The organism is Rhizobium sp. 768_B6_N1_8 (genome assembly GCF_051811225.1).
In the GTDB taxonomy this organism is placed as follows: domain Bacteria; phylum Pseudomonadota; class Alphaproteobacteria; order Rhizobiales; family Rhizobiaceae; genus Rhizobium.
Genome location: NZ_JBPWPV010000001.1, coordinates 287,092 through 300,199 on the forward strand (window position 1 = coordinate 287,092; position 13,108 = coordinate 300,199).

Here is a 13,108-nt window from a genome sequence, read left to right on the forward strand (position 1 = left end):
GCTGCTGTTTCAATCCCCGTTTCCGCTCTTGCGAAAGTGGTTGATATCGGGTTAACGTTGCCGGGAGTTGATTTGTTTTGCGACGCACCGGTGTGGGGGACCCGCCGGCGGCATGAAGCCAGTTCAGTCGCTGCCGGCAAAAACCGGCCTGCCCATTCACCTTTCCGAGACCATGTCGATGACCGTCAAGATTACCAACGCGGCCGCGGTGAGTGCGCTGGCAGTGCTGCGCAGCATCACTAAAGAATCAACCGACGTACAGCAGCAGATTTCTACGGCGAAGCGGGTCGCGACTGCGGCCGACGATGCGACCTATTGGTCGATCGCGAGCGTCATGCGCGGCGACAGTACCAATCTGGGCACCATTGGCGATGCCCTTGGCCTCGGCGCCGCAAAGGTTGATTCGACCTATACGGCGATGAACTCCGCCATCGATCTCCTCGGCGATCTCAGAGCCAAGCTGGTTGCTGCGCGTGAGCCGGGCGCCGACAAGGACAAGATCAATGCGGAAATCACCGAATACAAGAACCAGCTCCAGACGATGGTCGAAGGAACGTCCTTCGCCGGCGAGAACTGGCTTTTGAACGGCGAGCCTGCGGCACCCCCGCAATGGAAGATCATCGGCAGCTTCGTGCGTGCGCCGACAGGCGAGTATCAGGCGCAGACCATCGATTTTCCGTCGTCTCAGACCATCCTGATAGATAGGAACAATGCCAATGGCGGCCTGTTCACCAAGGCGGTCAACGGCAATGCTGACGGCACGCCGGTCCGCAATTACTATCTCCTGAACGTGAACTCCGCGACGCCGGCGACCGGCACGGAAATCTCCATCAGCAAGTCGACCACCGACGCGCAGCTCACGGATATGCTGACGGCCACGGACGCCATGCTCAAGCAGCTTACGAATTCGGCAGCAGGGATTGGTATCATGAAGGCTCGCATCGACGATCAGATCGATTATACCGCAGACCTGTCCGACGCTGTTGACAAGAGCGTCGGCGCCCTCGTCGACACCGATATGGACGAGGCCTCGACCCGCCAGAAGGCCATCGAAACCCAGAAGCAGATGGCCGTTGAAGCGATCTCCATTCTGAATGCATCAGCCAGCAAGATTCTCATCCTGCTCGAATAATGATCAGGGCGAGGGCGGCACCATTCATCCTCGCGCAAGTTTGGGTTTCTAGTTTCCGGCATGAAGGCAGCGTCCGAATCCATGCCGGCGACAGGCCCTGGGCCTCTCCCGAACCGGAACGGCATGCCGGCAAGGACGATGGTCATTTTTCAAGCGGGGGCATGCCGCGTGCCCCCCGAATACTGGACGGTTTTTTATGAGCATTATGCTTTCCCGGTATTTGAAGGATTTCGGTGAGCCGAGTCCCTCGGCACCGATCATCGATGTTGATGATTTCGCCGCCGAAACCGCCTCCGCATTTGCGGATCTGCCGCAGGAGCCCGAAATCGACGTAGAGGCGGAGCGGCGCGAGGCCTATTCCGAAGGTTTCGCGGAAGCAACCGTGGAACTGGCCGAAAAATACGAAGGCGAAGCCCAGGCCGCGGCCGAAGCGCATGTGCGTGAGATCGAGGAGCTGAAACTCCGCTACGAGATCGAGGCGGCTGCGGTGATCGCTTCCCGTATCCGCGACATGGCCGAAGAGATTGCCACCCTCGTCAGCGAAGTGACCGCGGCAGCCATCACACCGGTCATGACCGAAGCGCTCGCAAAGAAAGCGACCGAAAATCTTGCCGTCCTGCTGCGGGAGGCGATCCTCGACGGCGCGGCGGCGCCGATCGTCGTGCGTGGTCCGGCCAAGCTTTTCGATATCCTCAAGGATGAACTTGGAGAGCATGCCGCATTGGTCCGCCATCATGAGGCTGATGACGTCGACCTTGCTGCCGAGATTGGCGAAACCGTGCTCGTGACCCGTATTTCCGCCTGGGCGGCTAGCTTGAAGAAAGTTTCCGAATGAGCGACGGCGAAAACCATCACCACGGCAAGAACGAGATCATCATCGTCAAGAAACATGGCGGTGGGGATCACGACGGCGCTCATGGCGGTGCGTGGAAAATTGCCTATGCTGACTTCATGACGGCAATGATGGCCTTCTTCCTCGTCATGTGGCTCGTCAACGCTGCCAACGAAGAAACCAAGGCCTCGATCGCGACCTATTTTAATCCTATCAAGCTTTCCGACGAAAAGCCGACCGAAAAAGGCTTGAAAAAGCCCGTCGACCAGGCCGAGGGCGAGCAGAACCAGGAAAAGTCGAAGAATAAGGAAGAGAATCCGAACCAGGGCAAGTCTGCCGCTGACGGTGAGGACCAGACCTCGACCTCCGGCGACAAGACCAATTACTCGGAAGCCGATTTCTTCGAGAATCCCTATTCGGTTCTCGCAGAGATTGCCCAGGAAGTTGGCCAGCAGGCAAACGTCAGCGCCAAGGGTGACGGCGGTGCGGCGGACTCAGGCCCGGCGACCGGTGCCGATGGCGGCGAAGCCTACCGCGACCCCTTCGATCCGGATTTCTGGACCAAGCAGGTCGAAGTTACCACCGCCGGTAAGCCGCAGCAGCCTTCGCCGCTCGATTCGCAGGCCGAACCGAACGAGATGGCCAAGGCCGAAAATACCCAGCCCTCCACTCTGCTGAGCAAGGATGCCAATAGCGCTGCCGTTGCCGCTTCGACAGAGAAACAGGCGGACAAGAAGGCGGATAAGACCAAAGACAAGCAGGCGGACAAGACCAAGGACGCCGACAAAAAGGAAGAGGCCAAGCAAGCTGAAGACAAGCAGCAGGCCGAGGAACTGCAGCAAGAGATTGCCCAGCAGATCGCGGGCGTCGCCGGCAAGCTCGCCGAGGGCCTGACGGTAACGGCGTCCGAAGGTGGCCTGCTGGTGAGCATTTCCGACCAGAACGACGACTCCATGTTCAACATCGGCTCCGCAGTGCCGCGCCAGGAAATGGTCCTCGCGATGCAGAAGATCGGCGCGATCCTGAAGCAGAGGGGCGGAGCCGTCGCCGTCCGTGGCCATACGGACGGCCGGAAGTTCAAGGGCGATCTCAACGAGAACTGGCGTCTATCGATGGACCGTGCCCAGAGCGCTTACTACATGCTCGTTCGCGGCGGCCTCGATGAGAATCGCATTTCCCAGGTTTCCGGCTTCGCCGACCGTCGCCTGAAGTTGCCCGAGGACCCCTACAACGCGTCAAACCGCCGGATCGAGATACTCGTGCAGGCAGATCAAGGATAGTCGCATGACGCGCAGGCAGCATCGCTATTTCAGATATGCGGTCTTCGGCCTGGCGATGATGTCGCCCGCCGTCGGTCATGCCGCGGATGCGGACGATCTCGCGCCATACAAGATGCTGCGCTCTCTGCAGTTCGTTCAGGACTCGGTTGTAGCAGGCGATCATTCCGCCGGTGAAATGCAGCGCTTCATGCTTGGCAAGATCGATCAGCGCCTGCGCAACGTTGATCCGTCCGTCTACGATGACGATCGCAACGTCGATGCCGCGCTGATCTATGTGATGAGTGGCGGCAATCCTCAGACGCTGGAATATCTCGTCACCCATGACGTCAACGGCTACTTCGATAATCGCGTCACCGACGTGCTGCGGAAATATCTGAGCGGCAAGGGCCTGCTTGTCTCCAGGACGCTGGAGGAAACCGCCAAGGAGTATGAAGGCAAGAAGATCGGCCCTTATCTGGCGCTGATCGGCGGCAATGTGCTGATCGCCACGAAGCCGCTGGACGCTCTTACTCTTTATGACAGAGCGCGGCTCAATGCACCCGGCACCATCGTGGAGGAGGCGGCGCTACGCCGCTCGGTCGCCATCTGCGTCGAAACCGGGCAGGTCGACAAGGGGGTCGCCTATTCGCAACGCTATATCCGCCGCTTCCTCCATTCGCCCTATGCCAGCCAGTTCGCCGATCTCTTCGTCAAGCTGATCGTCAGCCACGATCACGATGTCAGTCCGCAGACGGTCGTCGATATCCTGTCCTTCATGGATGCGCCGCGCCAGCGCGAGGTCTATCTGCGCGTCGCGCGCGCCGCTGCGATTGCCGGAAAGCCCGAGCTCGCCCGTATGGCTGCCCAGCGCGTTCAGTCGCTGGGCGAGGGGACGGACAATCCTTTTGGACCGCTCGCCGATTTCTATAACGGCATGGCGAACGTCCCCACCGACGATATTGATCAGGCTGCCAAATATATCGCCAATATCTCCGGCGCATCGCTCTCGCCACAGGACCAGGCACTGCAAGCTGCCGCACGATCCGTCGCCGAGCAGATATTGCGGGCTCCGGATCCGGCAAGCCTGACACAAGGCTCGACCCCTAATAATACTAATCAAGAAATCACTTCTGAACAGGCTGCAGCCGCCACGGCTGCGCAACCGGAAGGAGCGCCAGTTGCTGCTCCGGAACCTGTTGTCGAAGGCGCGGCTTCTGCTGGCACGAGAAGCCAGGATGTCGACCCTTCATTCACCTCTTTCGTGACGACCAATCGATCCAAGCTCGACGAAATCGACGGTCTCCTGGCCCAAGAAGGCAAGTAAGATGATGATGGATATCAGCGTCTCGGGCGGAGCGCCCGGCACGGATGCGTCTGCGTCCGTAAGATCCGGTCGGGGAGCCGGCAAAGGCGAGGCTGCGGATCAGAACGGTGGCTTCTCGGACGCCCTCTCCAAGGCTGGCAACAACGATCAGGATGCCGATGCCGTCGATACATCCGACCAGCAGGCTGCCAACGACAGCGCGGAGGCCGCAGCGCGCAACCTGCGCGGCCGCAATCCGAAGCCGCTGATCGATCTGAATGACGCCTCGCTCAAGGGACAGGTGGACGCGCAGTCCGAAACCATCGCAAATGCCGGCAAGATGCCTGTGAAGTCCGAAGAGGACCAGGGCAAGAACACGGCTGTCTTTGGACTGGGCAAGCCGGGCGCCAAGGATCGGGCAGCCGAGACCGCTGCCCAGGCAGTGGGCAAGCCTGCCAAGCAGACCAAGACCAGCACCCTCAATGGCGACATCACTGTCGATGCAGACGCGGACACGGAAGCAGGCGACGGCGATATCACCGATGTTCTCGGCCTGCTGAACAAGGAGCCCGGTGATGCCGCGGCTGTCCTGCAGGCATCCGCTCATCATGCCGTCGCGAAGGCGGACGACACTACGGCCGGCAAGAAAGACGCCAAGGCCGAAGGTGTAAACGGTGCCAAGGCTGATGCGCATGTGTCGGATGCATTGGCAGCCGTTGCCTCGCATGGCAATGACGCGCATGTGCCGGGAACGGAGAATGCTGAAGGTGTCGAAGGCAAGACGTTCAGGATCAGCCGCGCCGATGGCCGTGGGCAGACGATGGACATGCAGATCGGTGCCGAACAGCCGGGCTCCGAAAAGTCGGCAAAGTCGAGCGTCGAAAATGTCTCCGTTCTGGAATCACGCCGCTATCTCGGTCTGGTTCAGAACCCGAATTCCGCAAACGTGACAGCGGCGCTTTCGGGTGACAAGGAATGGACGCAGGCCATGCAGCCGAGCTCCGCCTTGTCGAACGCCGCCGAATGGACAAGCACCGGCAAGGTGGTAAACACCCTCAAGATCCAGATGAGCCCGATCGATCTTGGCCTCGTCACGGCTACGATGCGTCTGTCGGGCGATACGCTGAACGTCGATCTCAAGGTCGAGACCGGCGCGGCCTATCGCCAGCTCAAGGAAGATCACGGCAAGATCCTCGAGGCGCTGCGCAGCCAGGGCTACGCGGTCGATAACGTGACCATCAGCATGGCCCCTGTGGAACGCGCTGATGCCGGTAACCAGGCAAACAGCCAGGGACAGACTTCACAGCAGCAGCAACAGTCGCTCGCCCAGCAAGGCCAGGGCGGCGAGGCGCGCGAGCGCCAGAACCAGACAGCGCGGCAGACGGATGGAGGCTTCAATGGTGCGGGCGGGAACGGTGTTGAGAACGCTTCTGCTGCCGACGCTGGTGGCAGCCGCTCTGGCAGCGTTTACCTCTAGCGCATCCGCTTCGACCGGGGCCTGTGAGCGTGAGATTCAGTCTGCTGCGGCCAAATATGGGATCCCTGAGGGAATTCTCTATTCGGTCGGGCTGACGGAAACCGGGCGCAAGGGATCGCTCTATCCCTATGCGATGAACGTCGAGGGGAAGGCTCTGTTTCCACCCTCCGAGCAGGCCGCGTTGCTGCAATTCGACACCGCCAGCAGGGGCGGCGCGAAGCTCATCGATATCGGATGTATGCAGATCAATCACTATTTCCACGGCGGGAACTTCAGCTCCGTGGAGGAAATGTTCGACCCTCACCGCAACGTGGAATATGCCGCGAAGTTCCTGCGCAACCTGCACGATCGTCACGAAACATGGACCATGGCGGTAGCGAGATACCACGCAGGACCGAACAATAATCCGGCGCAGAAGCAGTATGTCTGCCGCGTCATCGCAAATCTGGTCGCCACCGGCTACGGCAAGTGGACTCCCAATGCGAGTAATTTCTGCGGAAATTAATTCAATTAATAATTGAATTCACCAATTATGACCGAACTGTGTCAAAGTGTGGCAAGAATCCGGCGCGATTCCTGCTTGCAAGACGTAATTAAGCAGGCGTTAACTTTTCCACGAAATTTTTGTGTGCATAATGTTATTGACCCACTATATGTAGATCAAATCGGTACCCAATTCTTAATCAATTATTAATTTCCGCCATTAACTTTCACGAGTAGCCGCTGATTCGCGCGATTCGTATCCATAGATCATCGATGTGCCACACTGATTCGGAGGCGGACGAATGATCGTAGTGGTTGATGAGCGTGAGCTCGTGAAGGATGGTTACACTTCTTTGTTTGGTCGGGAGGGAATTCCCTCAACCGGCTTTGATCCCAATGAATTCGGCGAATGGGTGCAGACGGCGGCTGATTCCGATATCGCTGCGGTCGAGGCATTCCTGATCGGCCAGGGGCAGCGCGCCATGGAGTTGCCGCGTGCGATCAGAGATCGCTCGATGGCGCCCGTGATCGCGGTCAGCGACCAGCCATCGCTCGAAAACACACTTGCCCTTTTTGATTGCGGCGTGGACGACGTTGTACGCAAACCGGTGCATCCGCGTGAGATTCTCGCGCGTGCCGCCGCAATCCGCCGTCGCCTGAAGGCGATTGCAAACCACACCGACATCGGTGCCATCCGTGTCTTCTCCGATGGGCGGGATCCGGAAATCCACGGCGAAACCTTCGCTTTGCCGCGCCGCGAGCGCCGCATCCTCGAATACTTGATTGCCAATCGCGGCCGTCGCGTCACCAAGACACAGATCTTCAATGCGATCTACGGCATTTTCGACGAGGAAGTCGAAGAAAACGTCGTCGAAAGCCACATCTCCAAGCTGCGCAAGAAGCTGCGTAAGAAGCTCGGTGTCGACCCGGTCGATTCCAAGCGCTTCCTTGGCTATTGCATTGATTGGAATTAATTTTTCGGCGCGGGCCATGCCGCGCGGGAAGGCCGAAATATTTCGATCGGCGACTGGGCATTACAGACAGCTTCACGCAAGGCCCGCCAAATACTGTTGCAATTAGCAGGTAAAACGAGGTTTTCAGATGAGCATTTTCGGCAGCATGAAGACGGCAGTATCGGGGATGAACGCGCAGGCAAACCGCCTCAGCACGGTCTCGGATAACATCGCGAACGTGAACACCAGCGGCTACAAGGCAGTTTCGACCGCGTTCTCGTCGCTGGTCCTGCCATCGGGCTCTGGTAACTACAACTCGGGCGGTGTGACGACGACGGTTCGTCAGGCCGTTTCCGACCAGGGCGATATTTCCTACACGACCTCCGGTTACGACCTTGCCATTTCCGGTGACGGCTTCTTCATCGTCCAAGGCGCCGACGGTGTTCCCGTCCTGACCCGCGCCGGTGACTTCACGAAGGATGACAGCGGCAACCTCGTCAACTCGGCCGGCTTCACGCTCATGGGCTATCCATGGGGCTCTTCGGCTCCAGCGGTCGTCGTCAACGGCTTTGATGGCCTCGTTCCGATCAACGTTCTCGGCGATCAGAAGTTGGCGGCGGTTCCGACCGCGAACGGTACATGGACCGGCAACCTGAAGCCCGGCGCAAAGATTGAGGCGACTGCGGCCAACCTGCCAAGCGCAAACGCCGCTACGGCGACTTCCGACACGCAGAAGTACTCGATGGTCACCTACGACAAGCTCGGCAGTAAGGTGATGTACGACATCTACTACACGAAGGTTCCCAATCCCGCATCGCCGCCGGCCGCAGCCGGCACGACCCAGTGGGAAATGGCAGTCTTTCGCAATGCCGATAAGGCGACGACGGGCACGAGCTCGTTCCCCTATTCCTCGGCGGCCGTGAATGTCACCTCGATCCAGTTCAATGACAAAGGCCAGATGACGGTCCCCGCGGCCCCATCGACGACGAACATCGTCGATCCGAAGACGGGCCTTACCATCAGCATGAAGCTCGATCTCTCTCAGGTCGGCGACAACTTCTCGGGCACGGGTAACGTCGACGGTCAGGGCGCGAATTCGCCGGTCGATATCACGATCGATGCTGACGGTATCGTCTACTCCAAGTATGATGATGGCAGCACCAAGCCGGTTTTCCAGATTCCGCTCGCCAACGTACCGAGCCCGGACCTGCTGACGCTGATGTCGGGCAACGTCTACTCGGCCAACGGCAAGTCGGGCGTGACCGTCACGGGTTTCCCGCAGACCAGCGGCTTGGGCAAGATCCAGTCGGGCGCCCTCGAAGGCTCGAACGTCGATCTCGCCGGCGAACTGACCGAGATGATCGAATCCCAGCGCAGCTACACCGCCAACTCCAAGGTGTTCCAGACGGGTTCCGATCTCATGGACGTTCTCGTCAACCTCAAGCGTTAATAAGGGTAACGGGTAAGCCATGTCGCTCACTTCAGCACTTAACACCGCGCAGAGCATATTCAACAATACGGGCGCGCAGAGCAGCGTCGTATCGAATAATATCTCGAACGCCGGCAACAAGGACTATGTGCGCCGGCAGGCGATGCTCACCACCTCGCTGAACGGCGCCCAGGTGGTCAAGATCAGCCGCGCACAGGAAGATGCGCTGCTGAAACAGTATCTCAAGGCGTCCTCACAGGACAGCGCTCAACAGACCCTGCTGAGCGGCCTCGAAGATCTGAAGTCGATCATGGGCGGCAACGATAACGAAACGTCGCCTGAAGTTGCCCTGCGCACCTTCCGCGACAAGCTCGGCACCTTCCGCGCCACCCCGGGCGACCTTATTGCCGCCCAGGGTGCGATTACGGCGGCGCAAGACGTTGTGACCTCCCTGAACAATGCCTCCAAGGCGGTGCAGCAGCAGCGTGCCGATGCAGACAAGCAGATCAAGAATCAGGTCGACTCGCTGAACAGCCTGCTGAAGCAGTTCGAAACTGCCAACAATGCAGTCAAGAAGGCGACATCATCCAACGAGGATCCTTCGAGCGCTCTCGATGAGCGGGAAAAGGTCCTCAAGCAGATTAACCAGATCGTTGGTGTGTCGACAGTGACACGCGCTAACAACGACATGGTGCTCTATACGGCTGACGGCACGACGCTGTTCGAGACGATCCCGCGCGCGGTCAGCTTCGAGCCGACGCAGTCCTATGCGGCTGACACAGCAGGCAACAAGGTCTATGTCGATGGTGTGGCCGTCAATATGGGCTCGGGCTCGACGACCAATGCGCAGGGCAGTCTGGCTTCGCTTCTGCAGATCCGCGATGATATCGCACCGACTTTCCAGAACCAGCTTGATGAAGTCGCTCGCGGCCTTGTGAATCTTTACCAGGAGGATGGCAATCCTGGCCTCTTCGTCTGGACAAACCCGACGACTGGCACTGCAGGCGGGGTTCCGCCGGCTGGTACCATCATCAAAGGCATCGCCGGAACGATCGCGATCAACGACCGTGTCGTCACCTCCAAGGGAGGTGATCCGATGCGGTTGCGTGACGGGAACATCAATACGACAAGCACGGCTGCGAACCCGACGGGTTCGAGCGGTTATACCGCGGAACTCGACCGTCTCTATACGTCGATGGATTCGGGGATTGCATTCGATCCGAAGACCGGTCTCGACTCGAATATCAGCATCCTGACCTTTGCCACCAATTCTATCGGCTGGCTCGAGCAGAATCGCAGCAACGCTACGACGGCGGCGGAAAATACCCAGGCTGCCGCAGCACGAACCGATGAAGCTTATTCCAACGAAACCGGCGTCAACCTTGATGAGGAACTGACGCTCCTTCTCGACATAGAACAGTCCTACAAGGCGGCGACCAAGATTTTGAACGCCGTTGACGAAATGTTGAAAGCATTGCTGGATATTGCGAGTTAAGCCATGAAGAGCTCATTTATTTCAAGTTCGGCCATCCAAAACGCCATGCGATTGACGATCCGTCAGGCGCAGAACCAGATGACGAAGGCGACGATGGAAGCGACCACCGGCACCTACGCAGATATCGGTGTGTCGCTTGGGGGATACGCAGCCAAGAGCATCGACTTTACCCGCGAAGTCGACCGCATCAAATCGATCAAGCTGAGCAATGCTCTCGTCGACGCTCGTATGGAATCGGCTCAAACCGGGCTCGATAAAATGAAGAAGGCCGGCGACAGCTTCCTCTCCAAGCTGACCGCGCTTCAGAGTAGCCACGATCCGGGCAGCATCACGGTCGCAATCCAGTCGGCCACGAGCGCGCTTTCCACGATGATGGACACGTCGAACTCGATGGTAAATGGCGAATATCTTTTTGCCGGCATCAACACTGACATCCAGCCGCTAACGGATAAAACCACTGCGACTTCGGCGGCGATCGTTACAGCTTTGAATGCCTATGCGGCAAGCCTGCCGACACCGAAGCCGGTTAACCAACTTACCGGCGACGAGATGAAGACCTTCATCGAGACCAAGGTCGAGCCGATGTTCAGCGAAGCGGCCTGGACGGACCCGACGACTGGTTGGTCGAAGGCGTCCAGCCAAAACATGACGAGCCGTATCAGCAATTCGGAAGTCGTTGAATCCTCGACCAACGCCAATTCCGAAGGCATGCGTTACTTCGCTCTGGCGACGGTGGTGACCTCTGCTTTGATGGGGCAGAGCCTCAGCACGGACGCAATGAGCGCGGTTTCTTCAAAGGCAATCACCTATACGACCAGAGCCACCTCGGGGATTGTCACTCAGGGCAGTCAGCTTGGTCTGTCACAGGAGCGTGTCGAGAAGGCGAATGACGCCCTCGATGCCCAGGCAAATATCATGCAGACCAAGCTCGTCGATATCCAGGGCGTCGATCCCTATGAGGCTTCGACCCTTGTCAAGACTTTGGAAACCCAGCTCGAAACCGCCTACACGATCGTATCGAAGATCCAGCAGTTGAGTCTCGTGAACTACCTTTGATGAGCAAAGGCGCGCAATATAAAGAAGGATGCATGAATGTATCAGTTCTCTTATGCCGAGGTCATGCAAGACTCGGTTGCCGACGCGAAAGAGCGGGAATGGCAGGTTCTCGAACGTTCGATCGAACTGCTTTCGGTGGCGCGCGACAAAGAGAAGTACAGCCGGGAGTCTATCGAAGCTCTCTTCTATACGCGACGGGTGTGGATCAGCTTCATTGAGGATTTGAAGCATCCCGACAACCAGTTGGAAGTCGAGCTCAGGGCGAACCTCATCTCGATTGCGATCTGGATATTGAAAGAATGCGACAGAATTAGAAAACGTCAGTCGAATAACTACCAGGGCATCATCGACGTTACCACCATCATCAGGGATGGACTTAAATGAAAAGTACACTTCGCATTTCTCTGAAAGCCGGAGAAAGAATCTTCATCAACGGCGCTGTCCTGCGTGTCGACCGCAAGGTCGCACTGGAATTCCTGAATGATGTGACGTTCCTTCTCGAAAACCACGTGCTTCAGCCGGAAGGCGCGACCACGCCGCTTCGCCAACTCTACTTCATTGCCCAGATGATCCTCATCAATCCCGAGGGCAAGGAACATTCGACGGCGATGTTCCGCAAGTCGATCACGATGCTGCTCACATGCTTCAAGAACGAGGAAATCCTCGCCGAGCTGAAGCGCATCGATGCACTCGTTTCGACTGGCCGCGCCTTCGACGCGCTGAAGGCGATCCGTGGTCTCTACGCGATCGAAGACGGCATTCTCAACAATCACGAACTGCCCCCGACAATGGTCGAGCAGATTCGCAGGGAGATCGCACCATGGCGGTAGACGGAACTCAGGGCGTAGGTGGAGGCAGCAGCACGTATGGCTCGTCCAATGCCGCGCAGCAGAAGGCCACGCTGAACTACGACAACTTCCTTCAGTTGCTTGTCGCGCAGATGAAGAACCAGGATCCGACCGATCCGATGGATGCGAGCGAGCAGATGTCGCAGCTTGCGAGCTTCTCGCAGGTCGAGCAGACGATCCAGACGAACACGAAGCTCGACACGCTGCTGACCAGCTCCAGCCTGACCCAGGCGAGCAGCTATATCGGCAAATACATGACGAGCGCCGACGGCAAAACCGTAGGCCAGGTCGAATCCGTCAAGGTTTATTCGGACGGCCTTGTTGCAACGCTGGACAATGGCGGTAAAATTCTCATTCAGGCTGGCATATCCGTTTCTGATTCGGCGCCGACCAACGGTTCGGGCGACGATAGCGGTTCGGATAATACCTGAGTGCCGACGAAACGGGTGGGGCCTGACGCTCGTTCGTTTGGATGATGCCAAAAATACCAGTCCGGCTAAGGCCGGGCTGGCTGCTTTCAAGGCGATATGAGGTTGCCTGACGATGAATGAAGCTGATGCACTCGACCTGTTCCAGGCTGCGATCTGGACCGTTCTCGTTGCGGCGGGTCCTGCGGTTACTGCGGCAATGGTCGTCGGTCTCGTGATCGCGCTGATCCAGGCGCTCACACAGGTGCAGGAAGCGACGCTTACCTTCGTCCCGAAGATCGTCGCCGTTCTGGTGACGGTCGGTATTTCCGCCCCTTTCGTGGGCTCCCAGATTTCCATTTTTACCAATCTGGTGTTCTCGCGAATCCAGTCCGGCTTCTGAGCCAACTTCGCGCAAGCTTCGCCATTTAACT

The 13,108-nt window shown here is 58.3% G+C and carries 14 protein-coding genes; all 14 read left to right on the top strand.

What is annotated here, in order from left to right; genetic code table 11:
- Window positions 1–178: 178 nt before the first annotated feature.
- The 14 genes from AB8B33_RS01435 (at window position 179) to fliQ (ending at window position 13,077) form a co-directional block, all read left to right on the top strand.
- The gene (locus AB8B33_RS01435) at window positions 179–1,132 is read left to right on the top strand and encodes a flagellin N-terminal helical domain-containing protein (protein WP_439017170.1); all 954 of its coding nucleotides are present in this window, start codon (window positions 179–181) and stop codon (window positions 1,130–1,132) included.
- A 196-nt stretch (window positions 1,133–1,328) separates the two neighbouring features.
- On the top strand, window positions 1,329–1,967 hold the full coding sequence (locus AB8B33_RS01440; RefSeq protein ID WP_113319649.1) for a hypothetical protein: 639 nt from the start codon (window positions 1,329–1,331) through the stop codon (window positions 1,965–1,967).
- The gene (locus AB8B33_RS01445) at window positions 1,964–3,244 is read left to right on the top strand and encodes a MotB family protein (protein WP_439014096.1); all 1,281 of its coding nucleotides are present in this window, start codon (window positions 1,964–1,966) and stop codon (window positions 3,242–3,244) included. Before AB8B33_RS01440 ends, AB8B33_RS01445 begins: the two co-directional genes overlap by 4 nt.
- A 4-nt stretch (window positions 3,245–3,248) precedes the next feature.
- Window positions 3,249–4,547, top strand: a complete 1,299-nt coding sequence (gene motC, locus AB8B33_RS01450; RefSeq protein ID WP_439014097.1) for a chemotaxis protein MotC — start codon at window positions 3,249–3,251, stop codon at window positions 4,545–4,547.
- Window positions 4,548–4,551: 4 nt separating this feature from the next.
- On the top strand, window positions 4,552–6,003 hold the full coding sequence (gene fliK / locus AB8B33_RS01455; RefSeq protein WP_439017171.1) for a flagellar hook-length control protein FliK: 1,452 nt from the start codon (window positions 4,552–4,554) through the stop codon (window positions 6,001–6,003).
- The gene (locus AB8B33_RS01460) at window positions 5,924–6,508 is read left to right on the top strand and encodes a lytic transglycosylase domain-containing protein (RefSeq protein ID WP_439014098.1); all 585 of its coding nucleotides are present in this window, start codon (window positions 5,924–5,926) and stop codon (window positions 6,506–6,508) included. Before fliK ends, AB8B33_RS01460 begins: the two co-directional genes overlap by 80 nt.
- A 280-nt stretch (window positions 6,509–6,788) precedes the next feature.
- Complete coding sequence (gene rem, locus AB8B33_RS01465) at window positions 6,789–7,460, top strand: transcriptional activator Rem (RefSeq protein WP_029868524.1); 672 nt, start codon at window positions 6,789–6,791, stop codon at window positions 7,458–7,460.
- Between the two features lie 127 nt (window positions 7,461–7,587).
- Window positions 7,588–8,889 carry a flagellar hook protein FlgE gene (locus AB8B33_RS01470; RefSeq protein ID WP_029868525.1) on the top strand — a complete coding sequence of 434 codons (1,302 nt, stop codon included), beginning with the start codon at window positions 7,588–7,590 and terminating at the stop codon, window positions 8,887–8,889.
- A gap of 19 nt (window positions 8,890–8,908) precedes the next feature.
- Window positions 8,909–10,363: a flagellar hook-associated protein FlgK gene (gene flgK / locus AB8B33_RS01475; RefSeq protein ID WP_439014099.1), complete on the top strand. Its 1,455-nt coding sequence runs from the start codon at window positions 8,909–8,911 to the stop codon at window positions 10,361–10,363.
- A 3-nt stretch (window positions 10,364–10,366) separates the two neighbouring features.
- Complete coding sequence (locus AB8B33_RS01480; RefSeq protein WP_029868527.1) at window positions 10,367–11,419, top strand: flagellar hook-associated family protein; 1,053 nt, start codon at window positions 10,367–10,369, stop codon at window positions 11,417–11,419.
- A 36-nt stretch (window positions 11,420–11,455) separates the two neighbouring features.
- Complete coding sequence (gene flaF / locus AB8B33_RS01485) at window positions 11,456–11,803, top strand: flagellar biosynthesis regulator FlaF (RefSeq protein ID WP_029868528.1); 348 nt, start codon at window positions 11,456–11,458, stop codon at window positions 11,801–11,803.
- Window positions 11,800–12,249, top strand: coding sequence for a flagellar biosynthesis repressor FlbT (flbT, locus tag AB8B33_RS01490; RefSeq protein ID WP_112541506.1), 450 nt, complete (start codon window positions 11,800–11,802; stop codon window positions 12,247–12,249). The genes flaF and flbT overlap by 4 nt, the downstream gene beginning before the upstream one ends.
- Complete coding sequence (flgD, locus tag AB8B33_RS01495) at window positions 12,240–12,698, top strand: flagellar hook assembly protein FlgD (RefSeq protein WP_439014101.1); 459 nt, start codon at window positions 12,240–12,242, stop codon at window positions 12,696–12,698. Before flbT ends, flgD begins: the two co-directional genes overlap by 10 nt.
- A gap of 112 nt (window positions 12,699–12,810) precedes the next feature.
- Window positions 12,811–13,077 carry a flagellar biosynthesis protein FliQ gene (fliQ, locus tag AB8B33_RS01500; protein WP_439014102.1) on the top strand — a complete coding sequence of 89 codons (267 nt, stop codon included), beginning with the start codon at window positions 12,811–12,813 and terminating at the stop codon, window positions 13,075–13,077.
- Window positions 13,078–13,108 lie beyond the last annotated feature (31 nt).

Excerpts from the sequence above, each read along its gene's own strand:
- flgD (WP_439014101.1), top strand. The coding sequence starts at position 12,240 with ATGGCGGTAGACGGAACTCAGGGCGTAGGTGGAGGCAGCAGCACGTAT.
- flbT (WP_112541506.1), top strand. The coding sequence starts at position 11,800 with ATGAAAAGTACACTTCGCATTTCTCTGAAAGCCGGAGAAAGAATCTTC.
- AB8B33_RS01445 (WP_439014096.1), top strand. The coding sequence starts at position 1,964 with ATGAGCGACGGCGAAAACCATCACCACGGCAAGAACGAGATCATCATC.
- flgK (WP_439014099.1), top strand. The coding sequence starts at position 8,909 with ATGTCGCTCACTTCAGCACTTAACACCGCGCAGAGCATATTCAACAAT.
- AB8B33_RS01470 (WP_029868525.1), top strand. The coding sequence starts at position 7,588 with ATGAGCATTTTCGGCAGCATGAAGACGGCAGTATCGGGGATGAACGCG.
- rem (WP_029868524.1), top strand. The coding sequence starts at position 6,789 with ATGATCGTAGTGGTTGATGAGCGTGAGCTCGTGAAGGATGGTTACACT.
- fliK (WP_439017171.1), top strand. The coding sequence starts at position 4,552 with ATGATGGATATCAGCGTCTCGGGCGGAGCGCCCGGCACGGATGCGTCT.
- AB8B33_RS01480 (WP_029868527.1), top strand. The coding sequence starts at position 10,367 with ATGAAGAGCTCATTTATTTCAAGTTCGGCCATCCAAAACGCCATGCGA.
- fliQ (WP_439014102.1), top strand. The coding sequence starts at position 12,811 with ATGAATGAAGCTGATGCACTCGACCTGTTCCAGGCTGCGATCTGGACC.
- AB8B33_RS01435 (WP_439017170.1), top strand. The coding sequence starts at position 179 with ATGACCGTCAAGATTACCAACGCGGCCGCGGTGAGTGCGCTGGCAGTG.
- AB8B33_RS01460 (WP_439014098.1), top strand. The coding sequence starts at position 5,924 with ATGGTGCGGGCGGGAACGGTGTTGAGAACGCTTCTGCTGCCGACGCTG.
- AB8B33_RS01440 (WP_113319649.1), top strand. The coding sequence starts at position 1,329 with ATGAGCATTATGCTTTCCCGGTATTTGAAGGATTTCGGTGAGCCGAGT.
- flaF (WP_029868528.1), top strand. The coding sequence starts at position 11,456 with ATGTATCAGTTCTCTTATGCCGAGGTCATGCAAGACTCGGTTGCCGAC.
- motC (WP_439014097.1), top strand. The coding sequence starts at position 3,249 with ATGACGCGCAGGCAGCATCGCTATTTCAGATATGCGGTCTTCGGCCTG.